The following is a 19,797-nucleotide window of genomic DNA, read 5'->3' on the forward strand; positions in this document are numbered from 1 at the left end:
CGGGTCGGTTTCGGAAGCGACTCATGGCGTTACTGGTTCCCTTCTTTGCTACGCGCGCGGAGGGCTGCCGACGGTTCAACGGTCGTGTCCGCATTGGGCGGTGTACCCGTAATCTTCGGGACGCATTCGCCGCGGAACCATGCAATGGTGACTGGCTCGCCCGCCAGCATGCGCTTGACCGGCGGTACAACCTGCTCGCCAATCAGCATGCCTAGCAGCCCGATCAAAGCAATCGCGGGCGGCGCAGGCGAGCGGACCTGCATCAATGCATAGATGATGCCGACCAGGATGCCGGCGCCAAGGGAGATGAGATAGAGCTTCATATGAGACAAGGTTGGAAACGGGGGAAATCGGCGCGGCGCCGCGCCGGCGGCAGGCCCAGTCCGTCTTCGCCGCGCGGCAGCCGCATGCGGTTCGGGATCAGCGCGGTAGTATCGTGGTCAACGTGGATCAGAATGCCCAGCACGAGCAGCCCAGCGCGCCCCAGAACGTGCTTTCGTCCGACGTCGGCACGCCCGAGGTCCAGGCCTTGGCATGCGCGTGGCCATGCACGCCGCACGAACTGGCGCAGCCGCACGCGGTGTTCAGCGCCAGCGCCTTCGCTTGAGGGCGCGGCTGATATTGGCTGCCATGGCGGGCCGGCGACCAGTCCGGCATGGCCGGCGGAATCTCCGGTGACAGCTTGCCGAACTCGCTGTCGCCATAGACCACTTTGCCGCCGAGGATCGTCATCACCGAGGTGATGTCCTGGATCTCGTCGCCCGGCACGCTGAAGTAGTCCTGCGACAGCACCGCCAGGTCGGCCAGCTGGCCCACCTTGATCTGGCCCTTCTTGCCCACCTCAGACGAGAACCACGTGTTGGCTTCGGTCCACAGCCGCAGCGCCGTGTCGCGGTCCAGCAGGTTGGCCTGCGGGTACATCGACATGCCGCCGACGGTCTTGCCGGTGGTCAGCCAGTACAGCGACACCCACGGGTTGTAGGACGCCACGCGCGTCGCATCCGTGCCGGCACCGACCTTGACGCCCTTCTCGAGCATCTTCTTGATCGGCGGCGTGGCTTCGGCGGCGCGGGCGCCATAGCGCTCGACGAAGTACTCGCCCTGGTATGCCATGCGGTGCTGCACGGCAATGCCGCCGCCGAGCGCGGCGATGCGGTCGATATTGCGGTCGCTGATGGTCTCGGCGTGGTCGAAGAACCAGTTCAAGCCGTCAAACGGGATGTCCTTGGCGACTTTCTCATAGACGTCCAGCGCACGCGAGATGGTCTGGTCATAGGTGGCATGCAGCCGCCACGGCCAGCGCTTTTCCGCCAGCAGGCGGATAACCGGCTCCAGATCGGCTTCCATCGACGGCGCCATGTCGGGGCGCTCGACACGGAAGTCCTCGAAGTCGGCCGCGGTGTAGACCAGCATTTCGCCGGCGCCATTGTGGCGGTAGAGGTCATCGCCCTGGCCTGGCTTAACGGTCGACGTCCAGGTCTTGAAGTCGCTCAGTTCTTCCTTCGGCTTCTGCGTGAACAGGTTGTACGCCAGCCGCACCGTGAGCTGCCCGTCCTTGTGCAACTCCTCGATGATGTTGTAGTCCTCGGGGTAGTTCTGATAGCCGCCGCCGGCATCGATCACGCCGGTCACGCCCAGCCGGTTCACCTCGCGCATGAAGTGGCGCGTGGAGTTCTTCTGGTATTCGGGCGGCAGCTTCGGCCCCTTGGCGAGCGTCGCATAGAGAATCGTCGCGTTCGGCTTGGCCAGCAGCAGGCCTGTGGGATTGCCGCGCGCGTCGCGCATGATCTCGCCACCCGGCGGATTCGGCGTGTCCTTGTTGTAGCCCACCGCGCGCAGCGCGGCGCCGTTCAGGATGGCGCGGTCATAGAGGTGCAGGATGAATACCGGGGTATCGGGCGCCACGGCGTTCAGTTCCTCGATGGTTGGCAAGCGTTTTTCCACGAACTGGTGTTCCGTGAACCCGCCGACCACGCGCACCCATTGCGGCGCGGGCGTGCGCGCCACCTGTTCCTTGAGCATGCGCATCGCATCGGCCAGCGAACGCACGCCGTCCCAGCGCAACTCCATGTTGTAGTTCAGGCCGCCGCGGATAATGTGCATGTGGCTGTCAATCAGCCCGGGAATGGCCCGCCGGCCGTTCAGGTCGATCACCTTTGTCTGCGGCCCGGAGAGCTTCATGATGTCCTGGCGCACGCCCACCCCCACGAAGCGGCCGTCGCGGATGGCGACCGCGTCGGCTTGCGGGTTGGACTTGTCGAGCGTGGCGAACTTGCCGTTGACGAGGATCAGGTCGGGAGTCGGGTTCGGGGTCATGGCGAGAAGATCCGAAGAGGCCGCCGCATCGGGGGCGGTGGCAGAGGCGATGAATTGCCGGCGGGTAACTGACATCGCGGCTTAGCTGTTCAGAAAGGCAAGCAGGTCGGCATTGACCTGATCGGCGTTGACTACGCACATGCCATGCGATGCGCCCGGGTAGACCTTGAGCGTGGCGTTCTTGACGATCTTGGCCGACAGGCGGCCCGAGTTGTCGATGGGCACGATCTGGTCGTCGTCACCATGCAGGATCAGCGTCGGCACAGTGATTTTCTTCAGGTCCTCGGTGTAGTCCACCTCCGAGAACTCCTTGATGCATGCGTACTGGCCCAGAATGCCACCGGTCATGCCCTGTGCCCAGAACGCGTCGATGGTGCCCTGCGAAACCTTCGCGCCGGGGCGGTTGGAGCCGAAGAAGGGCGTAGTCAGGTCCTTGTAGAACTGCGAGCGGTTCTGCGTCACGTTCTTGCGGATGCTGTCGAACACTTCCATTGGCAGCCCGTTCGGGTTGGCCGCGGTCTTGAGCATGATTGGCGGCACCGCGCCGATCAATACCGCCTTGGCCACGCGCTTTGTGCCATGACGGCCGATGTAGCGCGCCACTTCGCCGCCGCCGGTGGAGTGGCCAACCAGTGTGGCGCCTTTGATGTCGAGGGCGTCCAGCAGCGCGGCCAGGTCGTCGGCGTAGGCGTCCATGTTGTTGCCCTGCGCGGGCTGGTCCGAACGGCCATGGCCGCGACGGTCATGGGCGATCACGCGAAAGCCCTTCTGCACCAGGTACAGCATCTGGGCGTCCCAGGCGTCGGCATTGAGCGGCCAGCCGTGCGAGAACACCACCGGGCGTCCCGTGCCCCAGTCCTTGTAGAAGATGCGCGTGCCGTCTTTGGTCGTGACGTAGGGACCCTGCTTCGTGGCGCGGCTGCCGGCCGGCGCAGCTTGCGCGGCCGTGGGCGTCAGTGCGGCAAGCGACGCCACCGATGCGGCCGCGGCGCCAACAGTGCTACCTACCAGCAGTTGCCGGCGCGATGCATCGATGTTGTGACCGTGTTCCTGGGGGTGTTCTATTTGCATGATTAGGGCTAGCCGAAAGTTGGCTCGAAATCCGGGATGAATGAGATCGCTGGTTGCGTCGGCCTACACACGGAAATCGTGCGTAGGCCGATGACTATCTTCTTTTTGATCCGCGTTTAGCGTGCGGGAACCGGGGCGATGGATTCGTGCCCCGTAGCCGTGCGCTGGGCGGCCTTGTGGACCATCGTGTACGCGTAGTCGACACCCATGCCATAGGCGCCCGAGTGTTCCTTCGCCAGCTTCATGACGGCGTCATAGGTGTCGCGGTGGGCCCAGTCGCGTTGCCATTCGAGCAGCACCTGCTGCCAGGTCACCGGCACCACGCCGGCCTGGACCATGCGTTGCATGGCGTAGTCATGCGCTTCCTTGCTGGTGCCGCCGGAGGCATCACCAACCATGTAGATCTCGTAGTCGCCTTCGAGCATCGCGCACAGTGCGAAGGTGGTGTTGCAGACTTCCGTCCACAGGCCGGCGACGACGACCTTCTTGCGGCCGTTGGCGGCCAGCGCGTCGCGCACCTTCTGGTCGTCCCACGAGTTCATCGAGGTGCGCTCCAGCGTCTTCTGGTCCGGGAACACGTCGAGCAGTTCCGGATAGGTGAAGCCCGAGAACGACTCGCTCTCGACGGTGGTGATCGTCGTCGGGATATTGAAGATCTTTGCCGCCTTGGCCAGGCCAACGACGTTGTTCTTCATCGCCTGGCGGTCCATCGACTGGACGCCGAAAGCCATCTGCGGTTGATGGTCGATGAAGATCAGCTGGCTGTTCTGCGGGGTGAGGACTTCAAGCTTGGGATTGGACATTGCGTGCTCCTGTTGGGGGCGAAAGTGTGGGCTGCCGCGGCACCAGCCGCCGCGACAGAGCCGCGTCGGGGCGGCTAGGCATAAGGGCCGCGACTGGTGTTTTTATCCGGATCGCAACCTGACGCAAGAATAGTCGGCGCTGTCGGCCATGACCATTGTCGATTCGTATTAGTGGTGCGCGGCCTTGGTTTCATCGCGATGCCGCCGGGCCGTGCCACAGCAAACGGGAATAGCTTGGCCGGCCCTTGCGGCGTGGGGAGACATAGGGCTGTGTGCGACTCTGATGTGCCGCACCCTGCATACCGGCTGGCTGGGGCTGGCTCCAAGATCCACGCCGAACTAACCCCATGGTATAAGTACTCAGGATCCCGGCAATATGCTGTAATCCAAGGTTTTGCGGGGGTCATGCCAAATTGGCGTGAGTGGGCCTGCCCAGACCCCGCGCACCGATGAGTGCACTGGAGATTGACTGTGACAATCAACAGCTTCGTAACCGCGGACACCAGCGCGAGTGATGAAGCGATGGTGCTAATCGTTGATGACGACGCGATGCTTCGCGGCGCGTTGGAGAACCTCTTCCGATCAGTCGGGATGCGTGTCGCACTGTTCGCATCCGCTGCCGAACTGCTAGCATTCGCGTTCCCGGACGCGCCCACTTGCCTTCTGCTCGATGTCAGGCTCCGCGGGCAGAGTGGCCTGGACCTACAGACCCGGCTGTCCCAAATGGACGTCCAGATCCCAATCATTTTCATGACGGGTTACGGCGACATCCCCATGACCGTTGCTGCCATGAAGGCCGGTGCCGAGGATTTTCTGGCGAAGCCATTCCGCGAGCAGGACCTGCTCGATGCCGTGGCGGCCGCCTTGCAAAAGGATCGGGATCGCCGCCATGGCATGCGTAAGCTGGATGAACTACGAGCCAACTACCAGAGCCTGACGCCGCGTGAGGCCGAGGTCATGCGCATGGTGGTGACCGGTATGCTGAACAAGCAGATCGCCGGCGAGCTAAGTCTTAGCGAGGTCACCGTGAAAATTCATCGCGGGCAGGCCATGCGCAAGATGAAGGCACGCACCTTTGCCGAACTTGTATTGATGGCGCAGCAACTCGGCATTTGCGAGTCGCCGCATTGAGTCCTTGGGACGTTGGGACCTTGGGCCGTCGCCGGGAGCCGTCTAGTCCTGAGGTGGCAGAGTGAACTGGAACACAGCCCCACAAGGCACATTGGGGCTCGCCCACAGCCGCCCTCCGTGTGCCTCGATGATCAACCGGCAGATCGCCAGGCCCATGCCCAGACCCTCCGCCTTGGTAGTGAAGAAGGTCTGGAAAACTCGCTCCAGATCTTGCGGCTCCAGCCCGATGCCAGCATCCTGGACGGCGACCAGCACAGTCCCCGATGCGTCGAAGCGCGACCGGATCAGCAGTTCCCGCGGCCGCTCTGCCACCTCTCTCATTGCCTCGATGCTATTCATCATCAGGTTCAGGAGCACCTGCTGCAACTGCACGCGGTTACCCACAACCGGCGGCAGGTCAGGCGCCAGTTCCGTCCGGAGCAGGACTTGATGGCGGCCTACCTCTCCCTGCATCAGGGCAATCGTGTCTTCGATAAGGGTGTTCATGTCAAGGCGCGCCGTGACGGTGGCCGTCTTCTTAAGCAGCGCACGCATTCCTCCAATCACTGCGCCAGCCCGATGGCCATCCTGAACGATGCGCCCCAACGTATCTCGCACCTCGGCCAGCTCGGGCGGCTGGCGAGCGAGCCAGCGCAGGGCCGCATTGGCGTTGGTGACGATGGCGGCCAACGGCTGGTTGACCTCGTGAGCGATCGAGGCTGTCAGCGCGTTCAACGTCGTCACGCGGGTAACGTGCGCCAGTTCGGCCTGTGCCTGGTGCAGCGCCTCCTCGGCGCACTTGCGCTCGGTGAGATCCAGTATGTAGGAGACACCTTGGTCCCCACCCTCTTCGAATGTCGCGCACCCTAGCAGGACGAGCACGCGGCTTCCATCCTTGCGGAAGAACTCTTTTTCGAACGGCGGCAGGGTCCCGCTGTTCCGAAGGTCCTGGATCAACCTTGCGTCACGCTCGCGCCAGTCCGGGGGCGTCAGGTCCGTCCAGCGCAAGGGGGCTGAGGCGAGGTCCTCGCGGTCGTAGCCCAGCATGCGCAGGAACGCGTCATTGGCCTCGAGGATTCGGCCGTCCATGTGCCAGATGCAAATCCCGATGATGTTGGACTCGACCAAGCGCTGAATCTTCGCTTCGCGTTGTGCGAGATCCCGGTACAGACAAGTAATCTCCAGCGCGGTCGCCGCCTGCGAGGCAAGCATCTTCAGCACCGTGGTGCGGGTTGGCACGAAGACGCGTGGCGCGAGGTTGTTCTCGAGGTAGAGCACACCGACGAGCTTGGCCTGCGTAAGCAACGGGAGGCAGAGAATGGATCGGGCATGATGCTGCAGAATGTACGGATCGTCGGAAAATGGCTTCTGTGTCGCGGCATTGTCGAGAATGATGTTCTCGCGGGTGCGCAGGACATAGTGGAGCATGGATACCGGCAGCGCAGTCGCAGTCACGCTCTCGTCGCGGAGCTGCACCGTGACAGTATCGCCACCGGTCGTAGCCTCTGCTGCAATGCGCTGCTCGTCCCCTCGGGGCAAGATCAGCAGCCCCCGTTCCGCGCCGGCCTGTTCAATCGCGGTGCGCATGAGTGTGTCGAGTAGCTTGTCCAGGACGATCTCGCCCGACACGGCCTGCGACACGGCAATCACGGTGGCGAGGTCCAGGTGTTCGACCGGTGCGCCGATCGTCATCGTCGGTGCGGGCGCCCGCTCTTCCCCCCAGAGGTGCGGATACAACGCATCAAGTTGCCGCACCTTGCCATCGGCGCCCCAGCGCAGATAGCTGTGGCGGGCGTCCTGCGAATACACGCGTGCAATCTTCTCGAAGCCACGGCCGGCATAGAACCGCGCGGCCAACTCGTTGGCAAGCGCCTGGTTATGGATGAAATCATTGTCCTGTGCGGAGCGGATGGCCTGCTCGTAGAGGCCCATTGCATCAACTTCGCGCCCATCCAGGCGGGCGATTTCCGCGCCAACCAATGCGGCTCTGTTCTCGAAATTCTCTGGGCATTGCTCGGCCCAGATCAGGAGCTGGCGATGATGGGCGGCCAATGCCTCCAAGTGCTGGGCAAGTTGTGGCGCGGCGGCCGTGCCGCAGCATGCGGCCCGCGCCAACGCGGCGTAGAAGTGGTACTCCGCCTGCTCGAAGAATGATGGCGATGTCCAGAGGAGACGTTTTGCCCTGTCCGCCGCCGCTATGGCGGCTGGGTAGTCGTCGGCGAGGAAGCGTGCCTGCAGTTTTCGGATCCAGTACCAGCAGGTGGCGAGCGTGGGGCACGGAGCCTCATCCAGATACCGCTCAAACTGCTGCTCGTCGAAATCATCATCATCGAAGACCCCGAAGACCGGGGTCAGGCCGCGCAGAGTTCGCGCTAGCTGGAGCTGGGGGGTAGCCCGGTCGACGGCGAGACCGAACCTCGCCCGGCGCGCGAAGTCGATCGTGGCCTCAGCTTCGTTCTGCACCTCGGCAAGCGGATCCCCGCACGCGAGCAACTGCGTAATGAGGTTGTTGCGCGCGAAGGACGCGTAGGTGAGGTCACCGAGCTTGCTGGCCACGTCGAAAGCGCGCCGCACCAGGCTGCGCGCGGCCCGGATGGGCTGTGTCCATTGCATCACGTGGCCCCCGAAAGCCTGGTAGACGCGGGCCCTGAAGCGGTCCAGCCCGCGCTGCTCGACCAGGTTCAGGCCGAGCTGGCCGAAGCGGAACGCCGCCTTGTAGTCGCCGGATTGAGGCCCCAGGATCATGCCGAGCCAGGTATAGGCGAGGCACGACGCGTCGCTGTTGCCATGCTCGAGGCTGAGGTTCGCCATCCGTCCGATGATGAGGGAGCCCAAGTTCACGTCGGTATACCAGGCCGGCAGCATTAGCGCAGTCAGGACATCCATCGTCTCGCTGGCGACCGCATCGGTCAGCCGCGGTAGGTCGAGCAGCGCCTCGATCGGGCGGTCGCCAAGCTGCCGCCACATCCGATCGTATTCCTGTCGAACCTCCTCATCGGTCGGGTGTGCCGAACATTGGATGCCGGCGCGGCACAGGTAGTCGAGGCCCACCTCGACGGCGCGCTCGCGCTGGCCGATGGCCAGAAACAGCTCCAGCCGTAGTTGGGTGACGGAGGCTAGATCGGGCAGGCTGGCGGCACGGCGCGCGAGCTCGGCCAGGCGCGCGTCTGCCGCGGCCGACGCGCCGGTCAGAAATTCGCATTCGGCGAGATGGAACTCGAACGCGAAAGCAAACTTGGGCCGGAGCTTCCAGGCGTCCCGCTGCACGAGCGCTGCACCGGCGGTGAGATAGGTCAGCGCCGAGGCGTAGGCCGTGGACGCCTTGGCGCGCTGGCCTGCAAGCAGATTCAGCTCAGCTACCTGCTCCCGCTCCTCGGCCGCGGTGATGAGGTCGGCGCCGCGGTTGAACTGGCCGACGATATCGAAGACACGCTCCGCGATTGCCTCAGGCGGCGTGCCCGCGGCGAGCCGTCTGCCAATAGCGAGGTGCGCCGCCGGCCGCGCGCCTTCAGGAATCAGCGCGTAGGCCGCCTCCTGGATACGATCGTGCAGGAATCTGTAGGTATTTCCCAAACGCAACACATGTCCGGCGCGTACCGCTGGCAGCAGAGACGCGCCGAGCTCCGCCTCGCTGGCATCCTGGACCATGGCCAGGATAGCGATCGTCGCGTCATTGCCGAGACACGCCAACTGCTTCAGCGCGTTGCGGGTCGCCGCAGGAAGGCGCCTCAGCTTGGCGAGCATGAGATCGGCCACATTGTCGGTGAAGCCCTTGGCCCGAATCTGCTCAGGGTCCCAAGACCAGCGCGCGCCATGATGATCGAAAACGAGCAGCCCCTCTTCGGTCAGGGCGGTGAGGAACTGGATGGCAAAAAATGGGTTACCGCCGGTCTTCTCCTGCACCAGGCGGGCCAGAGGTGCGGCGTCCCCTGGTGCGCAATGCAAGGCATCGGCGACGAGTCGGCTTACATCGTCGAATCCAAGGGGGGAAAGTGCGATGTCAGTTACCCGCCCTCCGGCCTGGCGGATTGCAGACAATCGCGATAGCAACGGATGTCCGGGCTTGATGTCGTTATTCCGATAGGCTCCGATCAGCAGCACGTGGCGTACCTCCGGCTGGGTCGCCAGATACTCGAGCAGATCAAGTGTTGCTGCATCCACCCACTGCAGGTCGTCCAGAAAGAGTGCCAGCGGATGCCCGGGTTGGGCAAAGATGGCAAGCAGGCGCTGGAAAACCATCTGGAACCGGTGCTGTTCGTCGCGCGGCGGCAGCTCCGGAACCGGCGCCTGCGGCCCTAGAATCAGCCCGAGTTCGGGCATGAGCGACACCATGAGGCCGCCATTCGGGCCAAGCGCCTCCACCAGTGCGGCGCGCCATGGCGCCAGGTCGGCCTCGCTCTTACCCAGTAGTGGGCGGATCAGATTCTGGAAAGCCTGTGCCAAAGTCGCATATGGGATGTCTCGCTTGTACTGGTCGAACTTGCCCGAGGCAAAGAGGCCATTCCTGAGAACCAGTGCGCTGCGCAACGCAAGCACGGCCGAGGTCTTCCCAATACCGGCGTAGCCGGAGACCAGCACAATCTCTGGCGTGCCCTGGGTCACCACCCGATGGAGGACAGCGAGCAAGGTCTCAATCTCGCGCTCCCGTCCGTAGAGCCGTTCCGGAATCAACGGCCGATCAGGGAGGTCATGCTCACCAAGCGGGAAGGCATCAACGCGTCCCAGGCTTTCCCATGCGGTCAGGCTGCGCCGTAGATCGGCCTCCAGCCCGGCTGCCGTCTGGTAGCGCTCCTCCGCCGTCTTGGCGAGCAGCTTCATCACCATGGCGGAGAGCAAGGCCGGGATCGACGGTACCCGCTCCGCCGGCGGCACTGGCTGCCGGGCGAGATGGCTGTGCAACAGATCCATCGGGTCGTCGGTGGCAAAGGGAAGCACGCCCGTGAGCATTTGATAGAACGTGACGCCGAGCGAATAGAGGTCGCTCCGTGCGTCGATTGACCGGTTCATGCGTCCGGTCTGCTCGGGGGCCATGTAGGCCAGCGTGCCGGCGATCTCTCCCGGTGGCGCCAGTAGCTGGCGCTCGCGCGACAGGCGCGAGGCAATGCCAAAGCCCGTGAGCCGCGCCTCGCCAAGGGTATCGTTGACCAGGATATGGGCCGGCTTGATGTCCTTGTGTATAAGACCACGTTGGTGGAACTGGTCCAGGCCGCTGGTGATGCTGATGGCCAGGCAGAAGAAACGGTCCATCGCCATGGGGGCCCCCAGTAGCCGAGCAAGCGGCTCACCGCCGGGGTCCTCAAGCAGCAAAACAGTCCGACCATGTTCCCGCGCAAGCTCTAGCGGCCGTACGGCCCAACTGCCGTCCAGCTCATCCTTCAAGCCGTATTCGTGTGCGAGGCGAGCGAGGCTGGAGGGCAGCGGGTGCTTGGCTGCGGGCCACACGGCCAGCACGGCCTTCGGTTCGCCATCCGGGCCGAGGCGCCAGCCTCGACCCACAACGCGATCGCCGTCCTCCCATGCGACCTGGAAGCCGACGTCCGTCTCAGTGCCGAAGGAAAACAATGAGTTCATCTGCCGTGCTCTACTCTCAAGTCGGTAGCTGTCTTTGGTGTTTCCGGACCGGATGCGTCAGACATAATGCCTCTGCAGCTGTCGTACTGGTGAGCTGGCCGGGGCGGCCGAGCGAAGCAATTTTGCCACGGGCTACGCCTTAAGGGTCCGTGTGGCTGTCTCGCATCACTTTGCATCCGTCGGGCATGCCGTGGAGCCGGAGTCACAGTCATCAAAGCGAAATCGGGGTCGTGCCATCGAGACCGGTGCTTGAAGCGTATTTCGCAGCACTGGGCGCCGCCACCATCGTGGTTGAACCCGACTATATCGATCGCGACTGTCTCGAGGATTACGCAGCGTACTACGATCGCTGTTTTCGCGACTATCGGCGTCGCACGAATCGGCTGCACTGCTTCAAGGAAATACTTGCTCGGGCTCAATAGAGTAGAGCGTCTTGGGGAACGCGCGCATTGCCACGCGTCACGATGGCACGGTGCGCCAGATATGGCCGGCCTTTGTCATCGATGACAAAGGCACCACCTTTCATGCGCGTAGACTTCTTGCTATCGAAGTGAATTTGAACGTCGATCCGGGGCAGCGCCTTTTCAGCAGGGTCACCCCTGCCGAAGAGGTTGATGAGCGCCTTGGCCTTCTTTGTCCTGCTGCTATACCCCCAGCGCGAGTGGAGGCAGATCTTTATTCGCCTGTAGCTGTGGCGGGAAAGACGGAACCGGTTGCTTGCGTGCCGCGGGCCGGCGGCAGCGGCGGAAACTGCATGTCGGCGTAGCGCACGAAGCGGGTCTTGCGCACGAGGCGGTAACCCAGCCAGATGGCGAGGAAGATCGGGATGCCGATATAGGTGGCGGTCACTGCCACCCAGTCGATCTTGCCATCCATGAAGGCCTGGTAGTTCTGGCCCAGCGTGACGATCAGGCATAACGCAAAGGCAAAGATCGGGCCGTACGGGAAGAAGGGCGAGCGATACGGCAGGCGGGAAAGGTCCAGCCCTTGCGCGACAAAGCCGCGGCGAAAGCGGTAGTGGCTGATGGCGATGCCGAGCCAGGCGATGAAGCCGGTCATGCCCGACAGGTTCAGCAGCCACAGGTAGACCGACTTGCTCTCGAACATGGAGGTCAGGAAGCACAGCGCGCCCACCGCGGTGGTGGCCAGCAGTGCCGCCAGCGGCACGCCGTTGCGCGTGAGGCGTGCGAAGATGCGCGGCGCGCGGCCTTCGGTCGCCAGGTTGTAGAGCATGCGGGTGGAGGCGTACATGCCGGAGTTGCCGGCCGACAGCACGGCGGTCAGGATCACCGCGTTCATCACCCCGGCGGCAAATGCCAGTCCCGCATGGCGGAACACCAGCGTGAACGGGCTCACGCCTACCGCTTCCACATCGCTCTTGAGCAGGCTGGGATCGGTGTAGGGAATCAGGATGCCGATGATCAGGATCGCCAGCACGTAGAACAGCAGGATGCGCCAGAACACCTGGCGCACGGCGCGCGGGATGTTCTTGGCGGGATCGGCCGATTCACCGGCGGCCACGCCGATCAGCTCGGTGCCCTGGAAGGAGAAGCCTGCGATCATGGCCACGCCGATCATCGCCGGCAGGCCACCGACGAAGGGCGCATCGCCTGCCGTCAGGTTTACCAGCCCGGCCGGCACGCCGCCCGTATCGCCGTGCAGGATGCCGAAGATCATCAGCACGCCGATGACGATAAACGCGATCACTGTCACCACCTTGACCAGCGCGAACCAGTATTCGGCCTCGCCAAAGCCGCGCACGGAGATGGCGTTGAGCAGGAACATCAGCGTGAGGAACAGCGCGCTCCAGAGCAGCCCGGGCGTGTCCGGGAACCAGTATTGCATCACCAGCTGCGCCGCCGCCAGTTCCACGGCGATGGTCACCGCCCAGTTGTACCAGTAGTTCCAGCCCAGCGCGAAGCCGAAGCCTTCCTCCACGTAAAGCGCGCCATAGGTGGCGAACGATCCCGACACCGGCATGTACGCCGCCAGCTCGCCCAGGCTGGTCATCAGGAAGTACACCATGGCGCCGATCAGGATGTACGCCGCCAGCGCGCCGCCCGGGCCGGCCTGCGCGATGGTGGCGCCCGAGGCCACGAACAGCCCGGTGCCGATCGAGCCGCCGATGGCGATCATGGTGAGATGGCGCGCGCGCAAGGTGCGGCGCAGGGCGCAGGGCGGAGGGTGGGAAACGGGTTGCTGGCTGGTCATGGATAAGAGGAATTGGAGCGCGGAAGCCGGGTGCGCCGGCGTGGCCCGCATTGACTGACGCTGCCGGCATCCGACCGGGCCCGGCCAGTACAAGGCGGGATGCAAGGCAGTAAATTTACCGGCTGGTACATTGGGCGGCATCATAAGAGAAAAAGCCGCCTGGGGAAAGGCGCGGGGTGGGGCCGCGGCAGGTTTTGCGCTGGTTGCAGTGCGGCATGGCTAGAATCTGGGGTTTGCATCCTCGCGGTATCCGGACCGATCCTCATGAACCTGCCCTTCAACGACAGCTATCTTCTACACATCGCGCTTAGCGTCGGCATCGTGCTGGCCGGCATGCTGGCCGTGAAGTTCATCAACCGCTTTTTCCAGAGCCGCCAGCAGGCGGACAAGGACAACCGCGGCAGCTATCGCACCTGGACCGTGGCTTCGCGCAATGCGGTTGCGGCGGTGGTGTTCCTGCTGCTGCTGGGCATCTGGGTGTCCGAGCTCAAGAGCGTGGCGATCTCGCTGACCGCCTTCGCGGTGGCCCTGGTGATCGGCGGCAAGGAACTGGTGATGTGTTTCCTTGGCGCCTTCCTGCGCATGATGGCGCGCCCCTTCCAGCTTGGCGATATCGTCGAGATCGGCCCGCATTCCGGCGAGGTGGTGGACATGGACGCGCTCACCACCACGCTGGTGGAGATTGCCGGCGCGCGCCAGTTCACCGGTTCCACGGTGCAGATTCCCAACAGCATGTTGCTGACGGTCGCCGTGCGCAACCACTCCCAGGCCGGCAAGTACACCCTGGACACGCTGCGCATCCCGTTGCCCGAGAAGAGCGACCCGGACCGCGTCGAGGCCGACCTGATCGCGATCACGGAAGAGGTGTGCGCCGGCTTCCTGGCCGAAGCGCGGCACAGCCTGCAGGAGTACGGCGGCTCGCGCTTTCTCGATCTCTCGCAGTTCGAGCCGCGCGTGATGTTCGAAGCCATGGCGGCGGACCGGCTCGATGCGCTGGTGCGGTTCCCGGTGCCGGTGGGCTCGCGGCTGTCGATCGCGCAGCAGATCCTGCGCAAGTACCACCAGCGGCGCAACGCGGAGCCGGTTGCTGCGGAGCCGGCGCCCGCGCAACAGGACAAGGCGACGCCGTATTCCTGATCCTCGGGCGCCCGGGCGGGCGGCAGGCCGAGGGGCGGCGCCGTTTTATGGCTTCACTGAACGGCGTTTCGGTTGTATGGTAGCCGTGCCGCCGCCGTAGCCGGGGACGGGAATCGTAGCGAATTGTGCCGAGCAAGATCGAACAACGAGGAGACCCATGAAAGCCGCTGTCCTGCATCAACCCAAGACCCCGCTTGTGATCGAAGACGTCGCCATTGGCAAGCCGGGCCCGCACGAGGTGCTGCTGCGCACGGCGGCGGTGGGCGTTTGCCACTCGGACCTGCATTTTCTAGACGGCGCCTATCCGTTCCCGATGCCGGTAGTGCTTGGGCACGAGGCGGCCGGCGTGGTCGAGCAGGTGGGTTCCGAAGTGCGCACGGTCAAGCCCGGCGATCACGTGATCACTTGCCTGTCGGCCTATTGCGGCCATTGCGAGCACTGCCTGACCGGCCACCTGTCGCTGTGCGTGGAGCCCGACACCAAGCGCCGCGAGGGCGAGGAGCCGCGCCTGCTGGCGGCCAAGGGCGGGCCGATGAATCAGTTCCTGAACCTGTCGGCCTTTGCCGAGCAGATGCTGATCCACGAGCACGCGCTGGTGGCCATCCGCCGCGATATGCCGCTGGACCGCGCCGCGCTGATCGGCTGCGCGGTGACCACCGGCATGGGCGCGGTCATTCACACCGCGCGTGTGAGCCCGGGCGAGACCGTGGCCGTGATCGGCTGTGGCGGCATCGGCCTGGCCACCATCAACAGCGCGGCCATTGCCGGCGCGGGCCGCATCATCGCGATCGACCGGGTACCTGGCAAGCTCGAGCTTGCCAGGCAATTCGGCGCGACCGATGTGATCAACGCGGCTGACGTGGACGCGGTGGAAGCTGTGCGCGAGCTGACCCGCGGCGGCGTGCACCATGCGTTCGAAGCCATCGGCCTGAAGCAGACCGCCGAGCAAGCCTTCTCCATGCTGCGCCGGGGCGGCACCGCCACGGTGATCGGCATGATCGCGCCGGGCGTGAAGATCGAGATCAAGGGCACGGACTTCCTGGCCGAGAAGCGCATCCAGGGCTCGATGATGGGCTCCAACCGCTTCCCGGTGGACATGCCGCGGCTGGTCGATTTCTACCTGTCGGGCAAGCTCAAGCTGGACGAGCTGATCTCGCGCCGCATGCCGCTGGAGAACATCAACGAGGCCTTTGACGAACTGCGGCGCGGCGAACTGGCGCGCTCCGTGATCATGTTCGAGCACTAAGGCCCGGCGACGACAGCCTAGGCCGCGCAGGCCGCCTAGGCTGCCGATTTCCCCGCCGTGCCGGCGCGCCGCCCGCGCCGGCGCGACACGCTCTCCCATGCCGCTACCACGCACATCACAGCGCTGGTCAGGCCGCCTGCCATCAGCAGGTCGGTCAACGGGGCTACCGGCACCAGCAAGGCCAGCAGCCCCAGCCCGACCAGGTGCGAGAGCGGGATGTTCCCGTAGATCACCCGTTTATAGAGCGCGTTGCCGATCAGGTAGATGGCCGGGCCGGCTAGCAGCAGCGTGCCGGACGCCATGCCGACGTGGTGGTCCGGCTCCGCGATCACCAGGTCGTCCGCCGCCGCGCTGACGATGATGCCGGCGATCAGGACCACGTGCACGTAATGCAGGTAGGCGGCCATCTGGCCCGGCTCGCGCGCATGCTCCAGCGCGTGGCTGGCAGCCTCGGCGCTGGTATCGAAATACACCCACCACATCGCCACGCTGCCCAGGAAGCAGACCAGCACCGCGATTACCACCGGGATATCCCACTGGTTGGCGCTGCCCAGCGTGCCGCCGGTGACCAGCACGGATTCGCCCAGCGCCAGGATCACGAACAACTGGCAGCGCTCCGCGATATGCCCGCCATCCGCGCTGCGCCAGTCGGCAAAGCTGGAGCGTCCCAGCCCCGGCATGGCAAAGCCGGCCATGGGCGAGACATATTCGCAGGCCACCGCCAGTAGCCACAGCAGCAAGCGCAACTCGCCCGCCGCGATGCCGCCGGCAATCCACAGCACGCCGGAGATGGCCAGCCAGCAGCCCATGCGCCGGAAGTTGGCAAACAGCGGATGGCCGCGGCCCAGCATCAGCAGGACCGCCACCGTGCGTCCGACCTGGATGCAGACATAGGACAGCGCAAACAGCAGGCCGCGCGCGCCAAAGGCCTCCGGCAGGCTGGCGGCCATCAGCAGCCCGAGTGCCATCACCGCGAACAACAGCAGCCGCACCGGCATGGCGTCGGGATCGAACCAGTTGGTGACCCAGCAGGTGTATTGCCAGCCCAGCCAGACCGCGAACCAGAGTATCAGCGTCTGCAGCGCGCCCCCTGGGCCGGGATGGTGAAGCAACAGGTGCGACAGCTGCGTGATGGCAAAGGCGTAGATCAGGTCGAAGAACAGCTCGCCTTCGGTTACGCGGGCTTTGCTGCCATCGCGCGCTCGCAACAGGCCGGCACTGGTGCTTGGGTTCATGGCAAAAGCTCCTCCCGTTCTCCGTGCGGGAAATTTGCCACAGTTCGGGGAGAAACGCACCGGAAGCCTGTGGGGTCGGGTTGCTACCCGGCTATGCCAGCGGCCGGCCCGGCGTGGCCGACGCCGCTGCTTCGGCCGCCCGCCGCACGGCCGCCGGGTAGCGCACGGTGAAGATGACGGCGCCGGCAAACGCAGCCACCGTCGCCGCGACATCGACCCACAACGGGATGGTGCTGACGTACTCCGCCGCCGCGTCGGCGGCTACCATCACCGCCAGCGCGGCGGCCCACGCCAGCGAGATATGCCGGTTCACCGCCAGGAAGCGCGGCGATTCCCAGTATTCCTTGGGCACCTGTTCGCGGGCATATTGCAGCGTAAACGGGCGCCCGATCGCCAGCGAGACCAGCACGATCGCCAGCAGGCCGGCATCCACCGCGAGCCGCACCGTGGCCACCGTCCATTGCGGCGTGGCGCTGACGGTATAGAGCAGCAGCAGCGCGAACAGGGCCAGGCTGCCAAGCTCCAGCACCTTGAGCGATTCGCCGCGCCGCCACATGCGCAAGCACAGGAGCAGCGAGACCACGAAGGCCGCGGCCAGGCCGGCCAGCGGCGAGACACACCGCATGGCGACGAAAAAAGCGGCGAACGGGGCAAATCCAATCAGCATTCCCATGCTGTTCTCCTCGGGTCGGTTTTGCGGCCAGAATCAAGCCCGGCCGACAGGCAGTGGATGTCGATGCGTGTCTTGCTGCGGGATCAGTCCGCGCCGCACCAGTTGCCATGAAAGCCGAACGGCACGCGGTGCGAAAGCTGTACCGTGGCAACCGGCCCATCGGCAACCGCGCTGGCATCCAGCACGACCAGGTCGCTGCGCGCCTGCACGCCCCGGTAGACGGTGGCCAGCAGCCAGCCATCGCCTTCGGCGCTGTCGGCTGCGCGCGGCACAAACACGGGTTCAGAGAAGGCATCGCCCTCGGGCAACTGGTAGGTGGCGCGCTTGCCGCTGCGCAGGTCCACGTGGGCCAGGCTGTCGTAGCTGCCACGCTCGCTGCTCTCGTACTGGCGGAACGCGTAGTAGCCATGGTGATAAGGCAGTGTGGAAAAGCGCTCGTCGAAGCGCGGGAACTCGCCCGCCGTGTCGTCCAGGTATTCGCGCGTGAACGTGTCTGACCTGCCGGCCATGTCGAAGGTCCAGCGGCACAGCCGAGCGCCGGTGCCGCTGCCGTTGGGATTGAAAATGGGAGAGGATTCATACTGCATCACGTCGGCGATGACCTTGTTGCCGGCGTCCCAGGCATTCATCACGTGAAACACGTAGCAGGCCTCGCCGCGGAACCAGCGCATCTGCGTGGTGCCGCCATCGCGCGGCATGATGCCGATGTGCGAGCCCTTTTGCGGCTCCCACGCGTAAGCCGGCTCGCCGCGCATGGCGCGCTCCATGCTGCCGGTGAGTGGCAGGATGGGAAACAGCACATGCTTCTGCGTGACCATGAAATCGTGGACCATGCTGGGAAACGGCGCTTCGAAATGTTCGAGGCGCTGCAGCTGCCCGTTGCGATCCACCACGCCGTAGCGCATGCCGGGGGTGAAGGGGCCGTCGGCCGAATACGCGAAGAACACCATCTCGCCGGTCACCGGGTCCCCCTTGGGGTGCGCGGTCATGGCGCCGGTGAGCTTGCCGCCGTAGTCGACGTCGCCGCGCGTGGCCAGGGTCTGGGCGTCCAGCTCCACCGGCAGGTCGGCTTCTTCCAGCGCCAGCAAGCGGCCGGCGTGGCTGAGGATATTGGTGTTGGCCACGCCGTCGTTTTGCCCGAGCACTGACGGATCGGTGGTGGCCGGGTTGCCCCAGCTGCCGAACAGCGCCTGCCCCACGGCCTGCTCGCGCTGGAACTTGTTGGTGCGTACCCAGCGGTTGCGGTAGCGCACGCGGCCGTCCTCGATGTGGAAGGCATGCACCATGCCATCGCCGATGAACCAGTGGTAATGCGCATCGCGCGGGGCGTATTGCGGGTTTGGCCCGTTGCGGTAGAGCGTGCCGCGCAGCGCGCGCGGCAGCTCGCCAAGCACCGGCAGGTCGGGCGCATCGCACTCCATCAGGATGGGGGCGAAGTTGCCGCTGAGATAGGGCGTGGACGGGAACGGCTGGCTCATTGGGAGCTCCTTTTGCGCTGCTGCCGGATTGGCTTTGGCGTAGCTGGGGGGACGGGTTCGCTAACGGATTCGCTAACGGCTTCGTGATCTGCGTCGTGACCCGCTTCTAAACTGGCTTCGGGCATGGGCGCGCGCATGCCCGAAGCCAGCAGCCGCAACATCTCGGCATGGATGACGCGGAAATCGGGGTCGCCGGGCAGCTTGCCGGCCAGGCGCAGCATCACCAGCCCGTGGATCGAGGCCCAGATCACATAGCTCAGCACCTGCGGGTCGCCATGGATCAGGCCGCGCTCCGCCAAGCTCTCCAGATGCGCGCTCATGGTGCGGCGCGCACGCGAGCCGGCGCGCTCCAGGTCGGGGTAGCGGTCGTCGTCCGGCTGGGTCATGTCGAACATCAGCCGATAAGCATTGGGCTCGGCAAAGGCAAAGGCGAGATAGGCCTCGCCCACCGCGCGCGCGCGTTCGCGTGGCTCGGCAACGCTGGCACCGGCGGCCTCAAGGGTGGCGGCGAAACGGTCGAACGCGGCCGTGCGCACCGTGGCCAGGATGTCGTCCTTGTCCTTGAAGTAACGGTAGGGCGTCATCGGGCTGCAGCCCAATTCCTCGGCGAGCTGGCGCATGCTCACGCTGGCCACGCCGCCTTCGGCGAAGCGCCGCTCCGCTACCGCGCACAGGCGGGCCTTGAACGCGTCGATCTCTTCCTGGGTGAGGTTTCTTGCCATATCTGGTGGGGTGGGGCGATCAGTGTGTGTGCCGATTGAAGCGTCTCGCCTTCTGCTGCAACGATGCTTCGGCAACGATGATTTACAGTGTAGATTTACTATGTAAATAGTCAAGGAAAGAATTGGAGGCAACTCTGCCCGCTAGTCGCCGCGGCGTCATTGTTCGCCGCATGGGACAATCCCCCACATTGCCGCGCACGACTCGCGATGCGCGCCATGTGGCA

The 19,797-nt window shown here is 64.8% G+C and carries 13 protein-coding genes; 3 read left to right on the forward strand and 10 right to left on the reverse strand.

Annotated features, from left to right (window positions below):
- Window positions 1–29: 29 nt before the first annotated feature.
- The 4 genes from ACX12D_RS30380 to ACX12D_RS30395 form a co-directional block, all read right to left on the reverse strand.
- On the reverse strand, window positions 30–323 hold the full coding sequence (locus ACX12D_RS30380) for a XapX domain-containing protein (protein WP_441632417.1): 294 nt from the start codon (window positions 321–323) through the stop codon (window positions 30–32).
- Between the two features lie 127 nt (window positions 324–450).
- Complete coding sequence (locus ACX12D_RS30385) at window positions 451–2,316, reverse strand: amidohydrolase (RefSeq protein WP_459374729.1); 1,866 nt, start codon at window positions 2,314–2,316, stop codon at window positions 451–453.
- Between the two features lie 81 nt (window positions 2,317–2,397).
- Window positions 2,398–3,387, reverse strand: a complete 990-nt coding sequence (locus tag ACX12D_RS30390) for an alpha/beta fold hydrolase (protein WP_459374730.1) — start codon at window positions 3,385–3,387, stop codon at window positions 2,398–2,400.
- Window positions 3,388–3,503: 116 nt separating this feature from the next.
- Complete coding sequence (locus ACX12D_RS30395; protein ID WP_459374731.1) at window positions 3,504–4,190, reverse strand: hydrolase; 687 nt, start codon at window positions 4,188–4,190, stop codon at window positions 3,504–3,506.
- A 522-nt stretch (window positions 4,191–4,712) separates the two neighbouring features.
- Here ACX12D_RS30395 and ACX12D_RS30400 point away from each other — a divergent pair.
- Window positions 4,713–5,321 carry a response regulator transcription factor gene (locus ACX12D_RS30400; RefSeq protein WP_459376569.1) on the forward strand — a complete coding sequence of 203 codons (609 nt, stop codon included), beginning with the start codon at window positions 4,713–4,715 and terminating at the stop codon, window positions 5,319–5,321.
- 42 nt (window positions 5,322–5,363) lie between these two features.
- On the opposite strand, the gene ACX12D_RS30405 is transcribed toward ACX12D_RS30400, so the two are convergent.
- Both ACX12D_RS30405 and ACX12D_RS30410 read right to left on the reverse strand, forming a co-directional pair.
- Entirely contained in the window at window positions 5,364–10,871 is a 5,508-nt protein-coding gene (locus tag ACX12D_RS30405; protein WP_459374732.1) for a trifunctional serine/threonine-protein kinase/ATP-binding protein/sensor histidine kinase, read from the reverse strand.
- Between the two features lie 675 nt (window positions 10,872–11,546).
- Window positions 11,547–13,082, reverse strand: a complete 1,536-nt coding sequence (locus ACX12D_RS30410) for an amino acid permease (RefSeq protein WP_459374733.1) — start codon at window positions 13,080–13,082, stop codon at window positions 11,547–11,549.
- A gap of 264 nt (window positions 13,083–13,346) precedes the next feature.
- Between ACX12D_RS30410 and ACX12D_RS30415 the strand changes: the two genes are divergently transcribed.
- Together ACX12D_RS30415 and ACX12D_RS30420 are read left to right on the forward strand one after the other, a co-directional pair.
- The gene (locus ACX12D_RS30415) at window positions 13,347–14,219 is read left to right on the forward strand and encodes a mechanosensitive ion channel family protein (RefSeq protein WP_459374734.1); all 873 of its coding nucleotides are present in this window, start codon (window positions 13,347–13,349) and stop codon (window positions 14,217–14,219) included.
- Window positions 14,220–14,376: 157 nt separating this feature from the next.
- Complete coding sequence (locus ACX12D_RS30420) at window positions 14,377–15,465, forward strand: Zn-dependent alcohol dehydrogenase (RefSeq protein WP_150985147.1); 1,089 nt, start codon at window positions 14,377–14,379, stop codon at window positions 15,463–15,465.
- A gap of 35 nt (window positions 15,466–15,500) precedes the next feature.
- On the opposite strand, the gene ACX12D_RS30425 is transcribed toward ACX12D_RS30420, so the two are convergent.
- The 4 genes from ACX12D_RS30425 to ACX12D_RS30440 all read right to left on the reverse strand — a co-directional run bounded on the left by ACX12D_RS30425 (window position 15,501) and on the right by ACX12D_RS30440 (window position 19,573).
- Window positions 15,501–16,700 carry a low temperature requirement protein A gene (locus tag ACX12D_RS30425; RefSeq protein WP_459374736.1) on the reverse strand — a complete coding sequence of 400 codons (1,200 nt, stop codon included), beginning with the start codon at window positions 16,698–16,700 and terminating at the stop codon, window positions 15,501–15,503.
- A gap of 91 nt (window positions 16,701–16,791) precedes the next feature.
- Window positions 16,792–17,373, reverse strand: coding sequence for a hypothetical protein (locus ACX12D_RS30430; RefSeq protein WP_459374737.1), 582 nt, complete (start codon window positions 17,371–17,373; stop codon window positions 16,792–16,794).
- An 83-nt stretch (window positions 17,374–17,456) separates the two neighbouring features.
- Window positions 17,457–18,851 carry a carotenoid oxygenase family protein gene (locus ACX12D_RS30435; protein ID WP_459374738.1) on the reverse strand — a complete coding sequence of 465 codons (1,395 nt, stop codon included), beginning with the start codon at window positions 18,849–18,851 and terminating at the stop codon, window positions 17,457–17,459.
- A complete protein-coding gene (locus ACX12D_RS30440; RefSeq protein ID WP_459374739.1) occupies window positions 18,848–19,573 on the reverse strand; it encodes a TetR/AcrR family transcriptional regulator in 726 nt (241 codons plus the stop codon). The genes ACX12D_RS30435 and ACX12D_RS30440 overlap by 4 nt, the downstream gene beginning before the upstream one ends.
- Between the last annotated feature and the right edge of the window lie 224 nt (window positions 19,574–19,797).

The sequence above is a fragment of the Cupriavidus sp. PET2-C1 genome (assembly GCF_054515855.1).

Coding starts and splice junctions, on each gene's coding strand:
- ACX12D_RS30380 (WP_441632417.1), bottom strand. CDS start 323: ATGAAGCTCTATCTCATCTCCCTTGGCGCCGGCATCCTGGTCGGCATC.
- ACX12D_RS30385 (WP_459374729.1), bottom strand. CDS start 2,316: ATGACCCCGAACCCGACTCCCGACCTGATCCTCGTCAACGGCAAGTTC.
- ACX12D_RS30390 (WP_459374730.1), bottom strand. CDS start 3,387: ATGCAAATAGAACACCCCCAGGAACACGGTCACAACATCGATGCATCG.
- ACX12D_RS30395 (WP_459374731.1), bottom strand. CDS start 4,190: ATGTCCAATCCCAAGCTTGAAGTCCTCACCCCGCAGAACAGCCAGCTG.
- ACX12D_RS30400 (WP_459376569.1), top strand. CDS start 4,713: ATGGTGCTAATCGTTGATGACGACGCGATGCTTCGCGGCGCGTTGGAG.
- ACX12D_RS30405 (WP_459374732.1), bottom strand. CDS start 10,871: ATGAACTCATTGTTTTCCTTCGGCACTGAGACGGACGTCGGCTTCCAG.
- ACX12D_RS30410 (WP_459374733.1), bottom strand. CDS start 13,082: ATGACCAGCCAGCAACCCGTTTCCCACCCTCCGCCCTGCGCCCTGCGC.
- ACX12D_RS30415 (WP_459374734.1), top strand. CDS start 13,347: ATGAACCTGCCCTTCAACGACAGCTATCTTCTACACATCGCGCTTAGC.
- ACX12D_RS30420 (WP_150985147.1), top strand. CDS start 14,377: ATGAAAGCCGCTGTCCTGCATCAACCCAAGACCCCGCTTGTGATCGAA.
- ACX12D_RS30425 (WP_459374736.1), bottom strand. CDS start 16,700: ATGAACCCAAGCACCAGTGCCGGCCTGTTGCGAGCGCGCGATGGCAGC.
- ACX12D_RS30430 (WP_459374737.1), bottom strand. CDS start 17,373: ATGGGAATGCTGATTGGATTTGCCCCGTTCGCCGCTTTTTTCGTCGCC.
- ACX12D_RS30435 (WP_459374738.1), bottom strand. CDS start 18,851: ATGAGCCAGCCGTTCCCGTCCACGCCCTATCTCAGCGGCAACTTCGCC.
- ACX12D_RS30440 (WP_459374739.1), bottom strand. CDS start 19,573: ATGGCAAGAAACCTCACCCAGGAAGAGATCGACGCGTTCAAGGCCCGC.